The sequence below is a fragment of the Actinomadura sp. WMMA1423 genome, from assembly GCF_006547145.1.
Lineage (GTDB): Bacteria > Actinomycetota > Actinomycetes > Streptosporangiales > Streptosporangiaceae > Spirillospora.
In genome coordinates this window covers 1,413,326-1,427,503 of record NZ_CP041244.1, presented here as the reverse complement: position 1 = coordinate 1,427,503, position 14,178 = coordinate 1,413,326, and the positions used below count along the sequence as shown (strand labels likewise).

Below are 14,178 nucleotides of genomic sequence, written 5' to 3'. Positions count from 1 at the left end.
TGCTGATCTCTTCGGGGGCCGGCGTCGGGGCGGCGTGGGGCCCTGACCGTCGGTCATGGACCTCAGGGGCGATGTGTACGCGCGTAACGGGGAATCGAGTGTCGTGGCCGGGGGAGAACCGGCCGGCCGGAAGCGGGGGGTGCTCTCGGTCGGGCTGCTGGGGCCGCTCTCCGTCTTCGTGGACGGGAGCCCGGTCTCGTTGTCGGCGGGCCGGCTGCGGGTGCTGCTGGCAATGCTCGCGCTGTCGGCGGGCCAAGTGGTGTCGGTCGAGCGCCTGGCCACGGCCGTGTGGGCGGACGAGAGGGCACCGGGCAACGTCCGCCGCAGCGTGCAGACCTATGTCGCGCGGCTGCGCGGCGCGCTCGGTGCGGAGTGGATCGGCTCGGGGCCCATCGGCTATGTCCTGCACGTCGATCCCGAGCACGTCGACGTCCTGCGGTTCGTGAGGGTGCTGAGCGAGGCTTCGAGCGCGTCCGGCACCGCGGACGAGCGGGCGCGGCTCGTGGAGGCGCTCGACCTGTGGCGGGGCAGGCCGCTCGAAGGCGTGCCGTCCAGATGGCTGCAGGAGGCGGAGAGGCCCTGGCTGGTCGAGCGGTACCTCGCCGCGCTGGAGCGCCGCGTCGACCTCGACGTGCGCGCCGGCCGGCACGGGGAGCTCGTGGTGGAGCTGAGCGAACTGACCGCGCGGTACCCGTTGCGCGAGTCGTTGTGGGCGCGGCTCCTCGTCGCGTTGTGCCGCTCGGGCCGCCAGGCCGACGCACTGGCCAGGTACGAGGAGGTCAGAGCCCGGATCGCGGCGGAACTCGGGACGGATCCCCATCCCGCGTTGAAGCGGATCCACGCGGACCTGCTGGCCATGAGGGCGCCCAGCCTCTAGGACGGCGCCCCCGGCGGGGGGCCTTCCCGCCGTTCTCGGGTCGATGCGATTGATCAATACCGCGTCGCCTGACCAGAATGCCGGGTATGAACGAAGGGAGCGAGGGCGGCCCGCCGCACGTCCCCGCGCGGCCGACGGCCTCCGCGGGCCTCGCGCCGCCGTCCGACGGATGCCCCTACCAGGGCCTGGCGCCTTTCAGCACGGACAGATCCGACCTGTTCTTCGGACGCGCGCGGGCGACCGGCGGCCTTCTCTCCCGCCTGGGGGCGCGCCTGGAGAAGGGCGGGTCGATCCTGCTGGTCTCGGGCGCCTCGGGTGTGGGCAAGTCCTCGCTGTTACGGGCGGGGCTGATCCCGGCGCTGGCCGAGGGGGCGCTGCCGGTCGCGGGGTCGCACCGGTGGCCGCGCCTGGTGATCACGCCGACCGCGGAGCCGCTGCGGGCACTGGCCGAGGCGTGGGCCGAGACCTGTGGCGGACCTGTCGAAGCGGTGCACGAGCGGTTGCGGAACGACCCGGGCCAGGTCCCGTCCGCCGGCGGGACCGGCCGCCTCGTGCTGGTGGTCGACCAGTTCGAGGAGCTCTTCACGCTGGTGGCCGACGAGCGGGAGCGCCAGGCGTACGTGCGGGCCCTGCACGCCCTGGCCGACGGGCCCGCCCGCGCCGGAGTGGTCATCGGCGTGCGCGCGGACTACTGGGACCGGTGCGCGGCCTACCCGCGGTTCGCCGAGGCCATCCAGGACGGCCAGGTCATCGTCGAGCCGATGACGGAGTCGGACCTGCGGCTGGCGGTCACCGGTCCGGCGGCCGCGGCGGGCCTGGAGCTCGAGCCCGGCCTGGTCGAGACGATCCTCGCCGATCTGCGCGCCGGCCCGACCGGCGGCGGCCGGTACGAGGCCGGTGCCCTTCCGCTGCTCTCGCAGGCGCTGCGCAACACCTGGGACAGGCGCGAGGACGGCCGCCTGACCATCAGGGGGTACGAGAAGTCCGGCGGGGTCCGCGACTCGGTGCGGCAGACCGCCGACGAGGTCCTCCAGGGGCTGCCGCCGGAGGACCGCAAGACCGCGCTCAGGCTCTTCCGGCGGATGACCGTGATCACGGCGGGAGGGCGGGCGACGCGGCGCAGGGCCACGCTGGCCGAGATCCGCTCCGCCGCGTCCGCGCGCGCGGGGCGGGAGCGCGACCGCGTCGAGGCGCTGCTGTCGGCCTTCGCCGCGAAGCGCCTCCTCACCCTGCACGAGGACACCGCCGAGATCGCCCACGACGCGCTGCTGACCGCCTGGCCGACCCTCCGGCAGTGGCTCGAACCGGATCTGACGGCGCAGGCGGTGTACGACCGGCTCGTCGAGGACGCCGCGGAGTGGGACGGGCACCACCGGGACCCCGCCTTCCTGTACCGGGGCGCCCGGCTGCTCGCCGTCGACGACGTCCGGCCCCGCTGGGAGCGCGACCCCGACAGCTTCCCGCCGCCCGGCCCGACCGTGGAGCGGTTCGTGGGGGCGTCGACCGCGACGGCGCGCAGGGCGGTCCGGCGCCGCCGCTCCGTGCAGGCCGTCCTCGGGGCTCTGGTGGTCCTCGCCCTCGTCGCGGCCGTGGCCGCGGTCGAGGCGGCGGACGACGCCGCCCGCCAGCGCGGCGTGGCGGTCTCGCGCCAGCTCGCCGCGCAGAGCGAGACCACCGGCGACACCGCGCTGTCGGCGATGCTGGCCGTGGCGGCGTGGCGGATCGCCCCCACCGACGAGGCCCGCAACCGCGTCCTGGACGCGGCGACCCGCACCGGCCGGGGGACCCTCACCGGGAACGCCCGAGGCGTCACGGCGGTGGCGTTCAGCCACGACGGCTCGGTCATCGCCACCGGGGGCGACGACGGCACCGCGCGGCTCTGGGACGCGGCCTCGCGGCGGCAGATCGGCGCTCCCATCACGCGCCCGGAGTACGAGTGCTCCGGCGGCGTCGACGTGGCCTTCGCGCCGGACGGCCGTACCCTGGCCACCCGGTGCCTCGACACCGTCTGGTTCTGGGACGTGGCCACCCGCCGCCAGAGGGGCGCTCCGGTCAAGAACGGGGAGGTCGTGTCGGCGCTCGCGTACAACCCGGCCGGCGGGACCCTCGCGACCGGCGATTTCAAGGGGGTCGTCCAGCAGTGGGACGCGACCACGCACCGTCCGCGCGGGCGCCCGATGGGCCGCGCCGAGAAGGGGCCGAGCCTCTCGTCCAGGATCAACGCCGTGGCGTTCAGCCGGGACGGCAGGACCCTGGCCGCCGCGAGCGAGGACAAGTCCGTGCGATTGTGGGACGTCGCCGCCTCCCGGCAACTGGGGAACCCCTTCACGGGGCACACGGCCGGTGTGAAGGACGTCGCCCTCAGCCCCGACGGCGCCACTCTCGCCACGGTGGGTTGGGACAGGACCGCCCGGCTGTGGGACATGGCCACGCGAAGGCAGACGGGCACGCTCAAGGACGGCGTCCACGGATACAACGCGATCGTCTTCAGCCCTGACGGCACTCGGCTGGCGACCGCCGGAGGCGACGGGCGCACCGTCCTGTGGGACAGCGCCGGCCGGCAGCGGCTGCTCGCGCTCTCCGACGGCGCCGGAGGCGTCGAACGCGTGGCGTTCAGCCCGGACGGAGGCCTGCTCGCGGCCGCCGGTGCCGATGGCGTGGTGCGGCTGGCGGACCCGAGGACCCACCTGCAGATCGGGACCTGGATGCCCGCCCGCGGCGCCGTCGCCCTGAGCCCCGACGGACGGACCCTCGCGACCGGCGCGCCCGGCAAGGGCGACCCCGGGATCCGGCTGTGGGACGTGGCGACCCGGCGCCCGAGCGGGCCCCCGCTGGTCCCGGAGGGCTCCCGCGGTTCCGTGTCCGCGATCGACTTCCTGCCGGACGGGCGGACGCTCCTGGCGTCCGGACCGGACGGCCTGCGGCTCTGGGACCTCCCGGGCCGCCGCGAGGTCGCCCACGACGGGACGCTGGACGGCGTGGCCGAGGCCAGCCCCGACGGCAGGTACGCCGCGGTCCACCAGGACGGGGCCATCGCGTTCTGGGACGTCGCGCGCCGCCGGGAGACCGGGCCGCGCATCCGGGTCCCCGGGCACACCGACGTCGTCACGGCCATGGCGATCAGCCCCGACGGCGGGACCCTGGCGGCGACGGGCCTCGACGGCCGGCTCCGGCTCTTCGACGTGGCCGCCCGCCGCGCGCTCCCCGGTCAGCCGCCCGCGGCCGCCGGCGGGTTCGTCGACGACCTGGAGTTCAGCCCCGACGGCCGGACGCTGGCGTACACGGCCGCCGACTCCGCGGTCCGGCTGTGGGACGTGGCCCGCCGCCGCCCGGCGGGCGTCGCCCTGATCGACGGCGGTGCGGTCAGCGCGCTCGCGTTCAGCCCGGACGGCCGGATCCTCGCCACCGGCTCCACCGACCACGGGGTGCGGCTGTGGGACCTGCGGGTCTACCGGCGGCTCGGCGCCCCGATGACCGGCCACACCCGCGGGATCACCGCGATCGCCTACCGGCGGGACGGCCGGGCCGTCGCCACGGTGGCCGGAGACGGCACCGCCCGGCTGTGGAACGCGGCCGCGCCCGCGGACCCGGTGGCCGCGGCGTGCGCCAACGCAGGACGATCCCTCACCCGCGACGAATGGGAGACCCTCGTGCCGCAGGAGGAGTACCGGCGGACGTGTCCATGACAGAGACCCCGCGAGGGTGAGACCGGGCATGTTCCTGCGAGGTTTCCGGCGGCGGACCGGCCGGCCGGCCGGGGAGCTGGACGCGCTCTTCCGGTCCATCGTCGACCAGAGCCGCACGGTGCACCCGGTCGCGGCCGACTTCCTGGACCACTTCATGGACGGTGGCGGAGCGTCCCGCACCCTGTCGCCCCGCTGGCTGCGCTCCTTCCGGGCGATCCGCCGCGCCGAGATGAAGAACCGGCGCAGGTTCGAACGGCAGCTCGCACGGGAGGCCGGGCGACTGCGGGACGGCACGTCCACCTGGCTGAACGACCACTGGGACGCGCGGATCAACGCGTTCATCGGCACGGAGCTGTTCTACGTCAGCAGGATGAGCCTGCTGCGCTCGCAGGGCTCGTTCGTCCTGACCCGAACCGGGCGGGAGGTCAGGATGTCGGGCACGGTCCGCCACCACTGGTTCGACCCCTACGACTGGGACCGCGGACGATGGGTCTACATCCCCCGGCACGGCCTCGTCCCCATCGCCGTCGGCCGTGAGCTGGTCGAAGCCGACGAGGCTCGCAACTTCTTGATGGAGTCGCGCCATGTCCAGACACTGGAGGGCACCTGGCTGGAGGGCCGGCGGCCGCGGCGCGGCAGGGCCGAGTTCGAGTGGGCGGTGGTGAGGACGGAGCGATGAGCGCAGACGACCCGCGTCCGCCGGACCCGGCCGAGGCCCTCAGTGCGGCGGACTTCGTGCGGTCGCTGGTCCGGCTCAGGCAGTGGGCGGGCGAGCCGTCCATGAGCCGGTTGCGGTCCCTCGGCGGCCGGACGGCCGCCTCGGACCGGGCGGCGGTGGACGCGCTGCCCAAGAGCACGGTCTCGCACGTCCTGCGTCAGACCGACAAGCTGCCGCGGTGGGACTTCGTCAAGGCGTTCGTCACCGCCTGCCTGCGCTACTGCGACTACCCGCCCGAGCTCGTCCCCGGCGAGCTCGAGCGCTGGCGGGCGGCGAGAACGGCCCTGGCACGAGCGCGGCAGCCCCTGGCCGCGGACACGATGGACGCACCCGCGCCGGCCCCGGCGGAAGGCGGGCCCGATGCCCCGCCAGACGGCGGTGAGACCGCCGGACGCCCGGAACGCGACCCGGCCGTCGAGCTGCTGGCGCGCCGTGTCGCGGGGGAGGAGGACAGGGCGCGCAAGGGGCTGCTCGGCGGCTACAGCGTCGCGCCGGTGTCCTTCGGACCGCACGCCGAACCGATGCCCGACGACGCCGCCGGCGACCTGCACTCGGTCGGCCGGTTCTTCGGCGGCCTGCGGCCGCGGCGCCTGCTCGTCGTGGGCGAGTCCGGGGCCGGCAAGACGATCCTCGCGATCGAGCTGGTGCTGCAACTGCTCGAGCCCTTCCTGACCGGGGACGGGGGAGCCGGCGGCCCGCGGATGGTGCCGGTGCGTCTCAGCGCGGCCCGCTGGACCCTGGGGAGCCCGTTCGAACCGTGGCTGGCCGAGCAGCTGCGGCGGGAGTTCGGTCTCGCGGCCAAGGACGCGCTGCGGCTGGTGCGGGACCGGCGTGTGCTTCCGGTCGTGGACGGCCTGGACGAGCTGGACCCCGAGCCGTCCCCGGGTCCGCCCGCCCGGGCGATCGGGCTCCTGACCGAGCTGAACCGCTACAGCGACCCGTCCGGGCGGCGGCCCGGGGCGGTGGTGGTGACCTGCCGGGCCGACCGGTACACCGAGCTCTTCGAAGCCCGGTGCGACCTGGACGACGCGGTCCGGATCCATCTCCACGACCTGACGGTCGAGCAGATCGGAGCGTACCTGCGGGCGCGCTGGCCGGACGGCCATCCGTGCGGCGCCCACCGGGACGCCGTCCAACGGGCGCTGGCCGGGCCGTCCGGGACGGCCGTCCACGCCGCGCTGTCCACGCCGTGGCGGCTGCTGCTGCTCGCCACCGCCGTGGAGTCCGGCGCGCAGCCCGCCGGACTGCTGGAGGCCGCCCCCGGCTCCGACCCGCGGGAGGCCGCCGCCGGGATCGCCGGGAGGCTCCTCGACCTCTACGTCCCCGCGGCGACCCGGCTCGCCCCGCGCACCGCCCACGGCACTCCGTACCGGCCGGAACAGGTGCGGGTCTGGCTGGAGCACCTGGCCGGGCACCTGCGGCGGCAGGCCGGGCGGACGCAGGGGCCGCCCGGCCTCACGGCGGTCGACCTGGTCCCGCACCTGCTGTGGCCGGTCGGTGGGCGGCGCCTCGTGCGGGCGTTGCACCTCCTGGGCTGCGTGGTGCTCGCGGTCGTCGCCATGGCGGCGTTCTGGGCGGGGTCGGGCGTCGACCGCCCGGGGGATCTGCGCGACGGCCTCGACGCCGGCGAGGCGCTCACCCTGGCGCTGATGGCGGGCTGGGTCGGCACCGCCGCCGGGCTGTCGCTGTCGCCGTGGCCCGCCGCCGCGGGCGGGCGGGCCTGCGTCCCGCGCGGACGGCGCGTGGTCGGCGGCCTGCTCGGGGTCCTCGCGGGTCTCCCGTTGGGCGCGCTCGGCGGCCTGGCGGGACTGGGCCTGACCGGGGGCAGGGTGTTCGGGGCCGGGTACGCCGTCGCGGCCGGGGCCGCCGGCGGCGCGGTGCTCGGAGCGGTCATCGGGATGACCGCCGCCGGGCGGGCGGGAGCGGACCGCATGACCATCGCCGCGGCGATCCGCGCCGAACCGCTCACGCTGCCCGGCTTCGGGCTGTGCGGCGCGCTCACGGGGCTGCCGCCGCTGCGGCTGGCCCACGCCGGCCCGATCGCCCTGGCGGCGGGGGTCGCGGGGGCGTCCGGCCTGGCCATCGCGCTCGGCCTCGTCTTCAGGATCACCACCGGGGGCTGGAGCAAGGACGCGGAGCTCGTGCATCCGCGAGAGGCCCTGCACCGGGATCCGGTCATCGGAACGGCCTTCGGCCTCATCGGCGGGGTCGCGGCCTTCGCGGTCTTCGCCATGAGCCGGCACGTCCTCGTGTCGGCGGCGTGCGCACTGGTCGGCGGCGTGGCGTTCGGCCTCGCCTTCGGCGCGATCGCCTGGTCCCGCGCCATGGTCGGCTTGATCGTGGCCGCCGCGCGGCGGCTGCTTCCGCTGCGGTTGTGGACCTTTCTGGACTGGGCCTGCGAAGCACGGCTGCTGCGTGTCAGCGGGGCCACCTACCAGTTCCGGCACCGCGAACTCCAGGACCATCTGACCCCTGCCGACCAGGCTCCGGGCAGCGGGCCGGGGCAGGCCTGAGCGGGCGTCCGGATCCCCGCTGCCAGGGCGGGGGAGACGGCGAGCTCGACGGCGCCGGACAGGAAGAGGCCGCGTGTCGACGACGGCGCCACGCGGCCTCTTCGGGCGCTCAGCAGACGGCGCCGGGGCGGGCGGCGAGAACGGTGTGGCTCCGCGCCGCCTGCTGACCGGGCGGCAGGACGTAGTCGTAGGGCCGACTGGTCAGGCAGTAGCTCAGGCGGGTGCTGTTCGTTGCCACGTACACCTGTATCCCGCCGGGGAAGTAGGCTCCCTGGCCCTCCGCGATCCGCACGGTCCGGCCGCCGGTGGCGCTCTCCTGGAAGCAGACGAAGCCGGTCGGGCAGACGGCCTTCGCCCGGGCGGTGCCGGCGGCGGCGCCGAAGGCGGCGCCGCCCACGAGCAGGGCGGCGGCCGTCGCGGTCGCCGCGCGGCGAGTTCTCGCAGTGGTCGGCATGGCGGCTCCTCCGTCCTCAGGGCTCGTAGTGGACGTGGACCGAAGAGATCCGGTCGTTCAGCTGGTCGCCCACGTAGGGGACGGCCGTGTAGTACTTCCACGCCGCGTGCCGGCCGCCGTACGAGGCGTTCTCCCACATGTTCACGTAGTTGCAGCGAGAGTGGCCGATCTTCCACGAGGAGATCTTGTCGTTGATGTTCCAGAGGGTGGTCTCCAGGTCGCGGATTCCGTAGCCCTCCGAGTCGCAGGGCCCGTACTTGCCGTACCAGGCCTTGGTGGATCCCCCGTAGTTGGCGTCCTCGTACATCACGAGCAGAAGGGTGTCGGCCGTAGTGCCCATGGCACCGTCCAGTTCCTTCTTGGAGGGGGCGCAGCCCTTCCGCAGGATCCGCGAGGACGTTTCGCCGGGCCTCAGCCGGTCCAACACGTAGGCGCAGTGGGTCGTGGTGGAGGTCCGGCCCTGCTCGGCCGCAGGGGCGGACGGCCGGTTCTCGGCCGTCGCGGCGCCCGCGGCCGACCCGGTCACCAGAACGGCGGTTCCGAGCGTGGCCGCGGCCTTGGAGAAGATCTTTTGCATGGCTCCCGATCCGTCTCGGTGAGGATTGGAACCGAAGTGAAGCAGCCGGCGGCTTCAGCCCCGCTTCGCGCCGGCTTCATCGCAGGTCTCCCGGCGCAGGGCGGGTGGATGTCGGTGCCTTCGCGTTTAATCGAGGCGTGGACATCGCAGAGCGCATCGCCGAGCTGACCGCCCAGGTCAAGCGGCTGAACGACCTGTACTACGGCACCGGCGACAGCCCGCTGCCGGACGCCGACTACGACGCGTTGAAGGACGAGCTGGCGGCGCTCGTCGCCGAGCACCCGGAGCTCGAACCGGCCGACAGCCCGCTCGGCAAGGTCAACGCCCCGGCGGAGCTGACCGGCCCGACCGTGCGGCACGCGCGCCCGATGCTCTCGCTGGCGAAGGCGACGAGCGAGGAGCAGATCCGCACGTTCTGCGAGCGGTTCGGCGGACAGGTCTTCCGCGTGTCGGAGAAGCTCGACGGCCTGTCCCTCAGCGTCGTCTACACCGGCGGAAGGCTCGACTACGTCGCCACGCGCGGCACCGGCGCGGTCGGCGAACTGGTGACCGAGAAGGTCCGCCACGTGATCCCGGGCCTGCCGGCCGAGATCGAGGAGCCCGGGCGCGTCGAGGTCCGCGGCGAGGCGGTGATGCTGCGGTCGGTGTGGGCGGCCTACAACGAGGCCCATCCTGAGCGGACGCTGACCAACCCGCGCTCGGGCGCCGCCGGAACCCTGGTCCTGAAGGACCCGGAGGCGGCCGCCGAGGCCAGGCGGCTGCTGCGGTTCTACGCCTTCGGCGCCGACCGCGACGGCGTCGTGCTGCCCGTTCCGGCGGGGTTCGAGTCGGTCGCCCAGTACGTCGGCGCCGACGTGGAGGACGTGATCGGGGCGATCCACGAGATCGGCGGCCGCCGCGACGGGCTGGACTACGACATCGACGGGGCGGTGGTGCGGCTGCACGAGCCGGCGGCGTTCGACGCGGCGGGCTTCAACAGCGCCGAGCCGCGCGGAGCGATCGCGTTCAAGTACCCGCCGGAGGAGAAGCTGACGACGCTGCTGGCGGTGCAGTGGCCGGTCGGCAAGATCGGCCGCGTCCCGCCGCGCGCGAAGGTGGCGCCGGTGTTCGTCGGCGGTGTGACGGTGGAGAACATCACCCTGCACAACCCCCGGCTCATCCGCGAGCGCGATCTGCGGATCGGCGACACGGTGGCGGTCGTGCGGCGCGGCGATGTGATCCCGTTCGCGGGCCGCTCGCTGCCGGAGCGGCGCGACGGGAGCGAGGTCGAGATCGTCCCGCCGACGCACTGCCCCTCGTGCGGGTCCGAGCTGGAGGTCCGCGGCACCGGCGAGGAGCGCTGGTGCGTCAACCTGCAGTGCCCGGCGCAGGCGACGCGCCGGCTGATGCACTGGGCCTCGCGCCCGGCGGCCGACATGGAGGGCGTGGGCGACGTCTGGATCGAGAAGCTCGCCGAGGACGGCGTGCTCAGGCGCCGCAGCGACTTCTACGACCTGACGGCCGAGCAGCTGCTCGACTACGAGCGGATGGGCGAGGTCAGCGCCCGGAACATGGTCGACTCGATCGCGGCCTCCAAGAACGTGGGGCTGCGGCGCGCGCTGATCGGGCTGGCGATCCCGATGGCCTCGGAGGGGACGGCCAAGCCACTGTGCCTGGCCGGCTACGAGCGCATCGAGGACGTCGCGGCGGCGACGGCCGATGACCTGGTGGCGATCCGCGACATCGGGCCGAAGGTCGCCGAGAGCATCGTCGCCTTCTTCGCCCGCCCGGAGGTCCGGGAGGAGATCGCGGCGCTGCGCGAGCGCGGCGTCGGCCTCGACGTGCTGCCCGAGGACCGGCCGGTCGACGCGGCGGCCGCCGGCGACTCGCCGCTCAAGGGCGGGTCGGTCGTGATCACCGGGGCGTTCACCGACCCCCGCTCGGGCGCGAAGATCAGCCGGCCGGACGTCACGCGCCTGGTCGAGCAGGCGGGTGCGACGACCGCCTCGTCGGTCTCGGCCAACACCGACTACCTGCTCGCCGGGGACAACGTCGGCGCCGCGAAGACCGGCAAGGCCGAGAAGCTCGGCGTCACGGTCGTCCGCCAGGACGAGCTGTGGCGCTGGCTGGCCGAAGCCGGTGTCGTCTAGTACGCCACGCGCTCCAAGGATGAAGCGTCGGATCCAGCCCATCCCGGAGGCTTGGGGAACCTCGGCACCACACCCCGGTGCCTCGGAGTCAGTCGAGGCGGCCGATGCCGCCGTAGAGCCATTTGCCGACCTGCTCGGCGGGCCTGTCCGTCCCGTCGTCTTCGGGGTTCCAGGCGTCGATGGTGACCAGGCCGGGATCGACGAGTTCGAAGCCGTCGAAGAAGAGCTCGATGTCGGTCTTGTCGCGGAAGTAGATGGGCGTCGGTGTGGCCGCGTAGGCCTTCTCGATCTGCTCGACGGCCGACGGGGCGTGCCCTTCGGTCGTCACGTGCGTCGCGGCGAGATGGCTGCCCGGCGCCAGGGCCTCGCGCAAGGGGGTCATGACGCCCTCCCGCTCCTCCAGGGTGAGGAAGTGGGTCATGGCGATCATCAGGACGCCGACCGGAGCGTCGAAGTCGATCAGCCCGGTCCCGCGAGCGTGGTCGAGGACCTCGGCGGGCCGGCGCATGTCCGCCTGGGCGACCGTGGTGAACTGGTTGGTCGCGAGCAGCGCGCGCCCGTGCACCAGGACGACCGGATCGCTGTCGACGTACACGACGCGTGCGTCCGGGACGATCTCGTGGGCTATCTCGTGGGTGTTGCCCACGGTGGGCAGCCCGGAGCCGATGTCGAGGAACTGCCGGATTCCCCGGCGCGCCATGTACCGCACGGAGCGGCGCAGGAACGAGCGGTTCTCCTTGGCCAGCTCCCCGATCTCCGGCATGGCCCGCGCGACCCGGTCCGCGGCGTCCCGGTCGATCTGGAAGTTGTCCTTCCCGTGCAGGTAGTAGTCGTACATGCGGGCGACGCTCGGCCGACTGAGATCGATCTCCGGGGACAGGTCACCCTCGGCCACGTACGCCTCCGCTTAAGATCGAGTTATCGCCGGAGCGGGGCCCGGCCCGCCTTCGGCAAGGCGGCCGATTCCTCCGGCACGGTCGCTCGCATCCGTCGCAGCACCTGCAACGGACAGCACATAACGGCGACCTGGTGATCGCCGTTAAGGAATATAGCGCGATTCCCTACGAGGACGAGGTATCGGGCGAAGTGAAAGTCCGGATTCCTCCGCCCGAACCGATCCCCCGGTGCCGCAGCGGCCTCCGGGGCCATGGAGCGCAGGGCGCCGACCCCTACATGCGACGCTCAGAGGGCCCGTCTCACACTTCGTTCAGAGAGCCGGACAGGGCGGCTCGCAATCGCCGGCAGACCGCTTCCACTTCGGTCTTGCCGGGCACCGCCCCTTCACGGAACATCGCCATCTGCAGTGCGGGCCCGTAAGCGTCGAAACGGGCCATGTCGGCCCTCACCGCGGGCTGGACCACGAAATGCAGATGGCCCGGCACGCCGTTCGCATGCGACCAGAGGCATACATAGACCTGCTCCGGCCGGAGGACCTCCGTCACCGCGGCGGCCACCCGCCGCAGCAACGGTCCCAAGGCCGCGCTCTCGGCATCGTTCAGCTCGGCGACATGGACGACGTGACGTACCGGCTTGACCACCAACGTCCCCAGACCGAGCGGACCCACCGAGTGCTCGACGACCCAGCCCGCCTCCTCCGCCAGCCTGCCCCCTGGAAGAGGACGGACACCCGCAAGAAGGTCGCATGCTAGACACCCGGTCACGCGTTCCATGGTGGCACCGGCCGGCGGCTCGGACGCGACGTTCAGGAGAGGGCGCGCCAGGCTCGCGCCAGCGCCCGGCGGAACTGCTCCTCCTGCCGCGCCGTCAGGTCGCCGAGCATGCGCGCCTCCAGCAGGCGGACCGGCTCGGCGAGGGCGGCCAGCAGTTCGTGGCCGGCGCCGGTGAGGTGGATGACCAGCTCCCGGCGGTTGGCGGGGTTGCGCCGGCGTTCGATGAATCCGCGGCCTTCGAGGGTGCGCACCATGTCGGCCATCGACTGCGCCGTGACGAACGAGTCGCGGGCGAGCTGGGCGGTGGACAGCCCGTCGTGCCGTTCCAGCACGGTGAGGGCCGTGTACTGCCACGCGGTGATGCCCGCCGGTCGGACGATCTCGTCCAGGCCGGAGCGCACGGCCAGTTCCAACCGCTTGACCATGTAGAGCAGTGACGGGCCCGCCTTGACGCGCGCCGCGGCCCGCCCTCCCTCCCGCCCGTCGGTCACGCGTTCCCCCCGGTTCCACGGCGCCGATCCCCCCGCCGGTCCAGCGTAGACGATTGACAGGAATCCTGTTCGATGTGAGGCTGCGAAACGGCAGGAATCCTGTCGGTGGGAGAGAGGTGACGGCGTGCGGTCGGACGGCGGAACCGCGAGCGCCATCGACGTCGACGAGCTGACCGCGATCGACGTCCACACCCATGCCGAGGTGTCCGGGGACGGGCACCGGTCGCTGAGCCCGGAACTGTTCGGGGCCTCGGAGGAGTACTTCAAGGCGCAGGGGCACAGGCAGCCGACGATCGAGGAGATGGCCGCCCACTACCGCGAGCGGAACATGGCCGCGGTGGTGTTCACCGTGGACGCCGAGCACGCCACCGGGTGGCCGCGCATCTCCAACGAGGAGGTGGCCGACAGCTGCGCCGAGCATCCCGACGTGCTCATCCCGTTCGCGAGCGTCGACCCGCACAGGGGGAAGGCCGGCGTGCGCGAGGCCCGCCGCCTGGTCGGGGAGCACGGCGTGCGCGGGTTCAAGTTCCACCCGAGCATCCAGGGCTTCGCCCCCGACGACCCGCTCGCCTACCCGCTGTACGAGGCGATCGAGGAACTGGGCGTCCCGGCGCTGTTCCACACCGGTCAGACCGGGATCGGCGCCGGGGTGCCGGGCGGCGGCGGCATCCGGCTCAAGTACTCGAACCCGATGCTGGTCGACGACGTCGCGGTGGACTTCCCCGAACTGCGGATCATCCTGGCGCACCCCTCGTTCCCCTGGCAGGACGAGGCCCTCGCGGTGGCCACGCACAAGCCCTACGTGTACATCGACCTGTCGGGGTGGTCGCCGAAGTACTTCCCGCCGCAGCTCGTCCGGTACGCCAACACCCTCCTCAAGGACAAGGTGCTGTTCGGCTCCGACTACCCCGTCATCACCCCGGACCGCTGGCTCGCCGACTTCGGCGCGCTCGACATCAGGCCGGAGGTCCGGCCCAAGATCCTCAAAGGCAACGCCGCACGCCTGCTCGGCCTCGACACCGGCGCGGAGCGCCGATGACCACCGCCACCGGGCCGGACGGGA

The 14,178-nt window shown here is 73.7% G+C and carries 11 protein-coding genes; 6 read left to right on the top strand and 5 right to left on the bottom strand.

The features are described from left to right. Nucleotides 1-139 precede the first annotated feature (139 nt). The 4 genes from FKD65_RS06815 (at nt 140) to FKD65_RS06800 (ending at nt 7,794) form a co-directional block, all read left to right on the top strand. Nucleotides 140-877 carry an AfsR/SARP family transcriptional regulator gene (locus FKD65_RS06815; RefSeq protein ID WP_168220964.1) on the top strand — a complete coding sequence of 246 codons (738 nt, stop codon included), beginning with the start codon at nt 140-142 and terminating at the stop codon, nt 875-877. A gap of 86 nt (nt 878-963) precedes the next feature. After that, complete coding sequence (locus FKD65_RS06810; RefSeq protein ID WP_141576672.1) at nt 964-4,563, top strand: DNA-binding protein; 3,600 nt, start codon at nt 964-966, stop codon at nt 4,561-4,563. Nucleotides 4,564-4,591: 28 nt separating this feature from the next. Continuing rightward, nucleotides 4,592-5,242, top strand: coding sequence for a hypothetical protein (locus FKD65_RS06805; protein ID WP_141576671.1), 651 nt, complete (start codon nt 4,592-4,594; stop codon nt 5,240-5,242). Beyond that, complete coding sequence (locus FKD65_RS06800; RefSeq protein ID WP_141576670.1) at nt 5,239-7,794, top strand: NACHT domain-containing NTPase; 2,556 nt, start codon at nt 5,239-5,241, stop codon at nt 7,792-7,794. Before FKD65_RS06805 ends, FKD65_RS06800 begins: the two co-directional genes overlap by 4 nt. Before the next feature lie 109 nt (nt 7,795-7,903). Here FKD65_RS06800 and FKD65_RS06795 read toward each other — a convergent pair whose 3' ends face one another. Together FKD65_RS06795 and FKD65_RS06790 are read right to left on the bottom strand one after the other, a co-directional pair. Further along, entirely contained in the window at nt 7,904-8,248 is a 345-nt protein-coding gene (locus FKD65_RS06795; RefSeq protein WP_141576669.1) for a hypothetical protein, read from the bottom strand. Between the two features lie 16 nt (nt 8,249-8,264). Continuing rightward, complete coding sequence (locus tag FKD65_RS06790) at nt 8,265-8,825, bottom strand: hypothetical protein (protein WP_141576668.1); 561 nt, start codon at nt 8,823-8,825, stop codon at nt 8,265-8,267. A 137-nt stretch (nt 8,826-8,962) separates the two neighbouring features. Here FKD65_RS06790 and ligA point away from each other — a divergent pair, with 137 nt between their 5' ends. Next, nucleotides 8,963-10,954, top strand: coding sequence for an NAD-dependent DNA ligase LigA (gene ligA, locus FKD65_RS06785; RefSeq protein ID WP_141576667.1), 1,992 nt, complete (start codon nt 8,963-8,965; stop codon nt 10,952-10,954). 88 nt (nt 10,955-11,042) lie between these two features. Here ligA and FKD65_RS06780 read toward each other — a convergent pair whose 3' ends face one another. The 3 genes from FKD65_RS06780 to FKD65_RS06770 all read right to left on the bottom strand — a co-directional run bounded on the left by FKD65_RS06780 (nt 11,043) and on the right by FKD65_RS06770 (nt 13,115). Next, entirely contained in the window at nt 11,043-11,849 is an 807-nt protein-coding gene (locus FKD65_RS06780; RefSeq protein ID WP_240810000.1) for an SAM-dependent methyltransferase, read from the bottom strand. 301 nt (nt 11,850-12,150) lie between these two features. Next, nucleotides 12,151-12,624 (bottom strand): HIT family protein, encoded by a 474-nt coding sequence (locus FKD65_RS06775; RefSeq protein ID WP_141576666.1) that lies wholly within the window; start codon nt 12,622-12,624, stop codon nt 12,151-12,153. A gap of 32 nt (nt 12,625-12,656) precedes the next feature. Beyond that, a complete protein-coding gene (locus FKD65_RS06770) occupies nt 12,657-13,115 on the bottom strand; it encodes a MarR family winged helix-turn-helix transcriptional regulator (RefSeq protein WP_240809999.1) in 459 nt (152 codons plus the stop codon). Nucleotides 13,116-13,269: 154 nt separating this feature from the next. Between FKD65_RS06770 and FKD65_RS06765 the strand changes: the two genes are divergently transcribed. Continuing rightward, nucleotides 13,270-14,154, top strand: coding sequence for an amidohydrolase family protein (locus FKD65_RS06765; RefSeq protein WP_141586476.1), 885 nt, complete (start codon nt 13,270-13,272; stop codon nt 14,152-14,154). Nucleotides 14,155-14,178 lie beyond the last annotated feature (24 nt).

Excerpts from the sequence above, each read along its gene's own strand:
- FKD65_RS06800 (WP_141576670.1), top strand. The coding sequence starts at position 5,239 with ATGAGCGCAGACGACCCGCGTCCGCCGGACCCGGCCGAGGCCCTCAGT.
- FKD65_RS06805 (WP_141576671.1), top strand. The coding sequence starts at position 4,592 with ATGTTCCTGCGAGGTTTCCGGCGGCGGACCGGCCGGCCGGCCGGGGAG.
- FKD65_RS06795 (WP_141576669.1), bottom strand. The coding sequence starts at position 8,248 with ATGCCGACCACTGCGAGAACTCGCCGCGCGGCGACCGCGACGGCCGCC.
- FKD65_RS06790 (WP_141576668.1), bottom strand. The coding sequence starts at position 8,825 with ATGCAAAAGATCTTCTCCAAGGCCGCGGCCACGCTCGGAACCGCCGTT.
- FKD65_RS06775 (WP_141576666.1), bottom strand. The coding sequence starts at position 12,624 with ATGGAACGCGTGACCGGGTGTCTAGCATGCGACCTTCTTGCGGGTGTC.
- FKD65_RS06810 (WP_141576672.1), top strand. The coding sequence starts at position 964 with ATGAACGAAGGGAGCGAGGGCGGCCCGCCGCACGTCCCCGCGCGGCCG.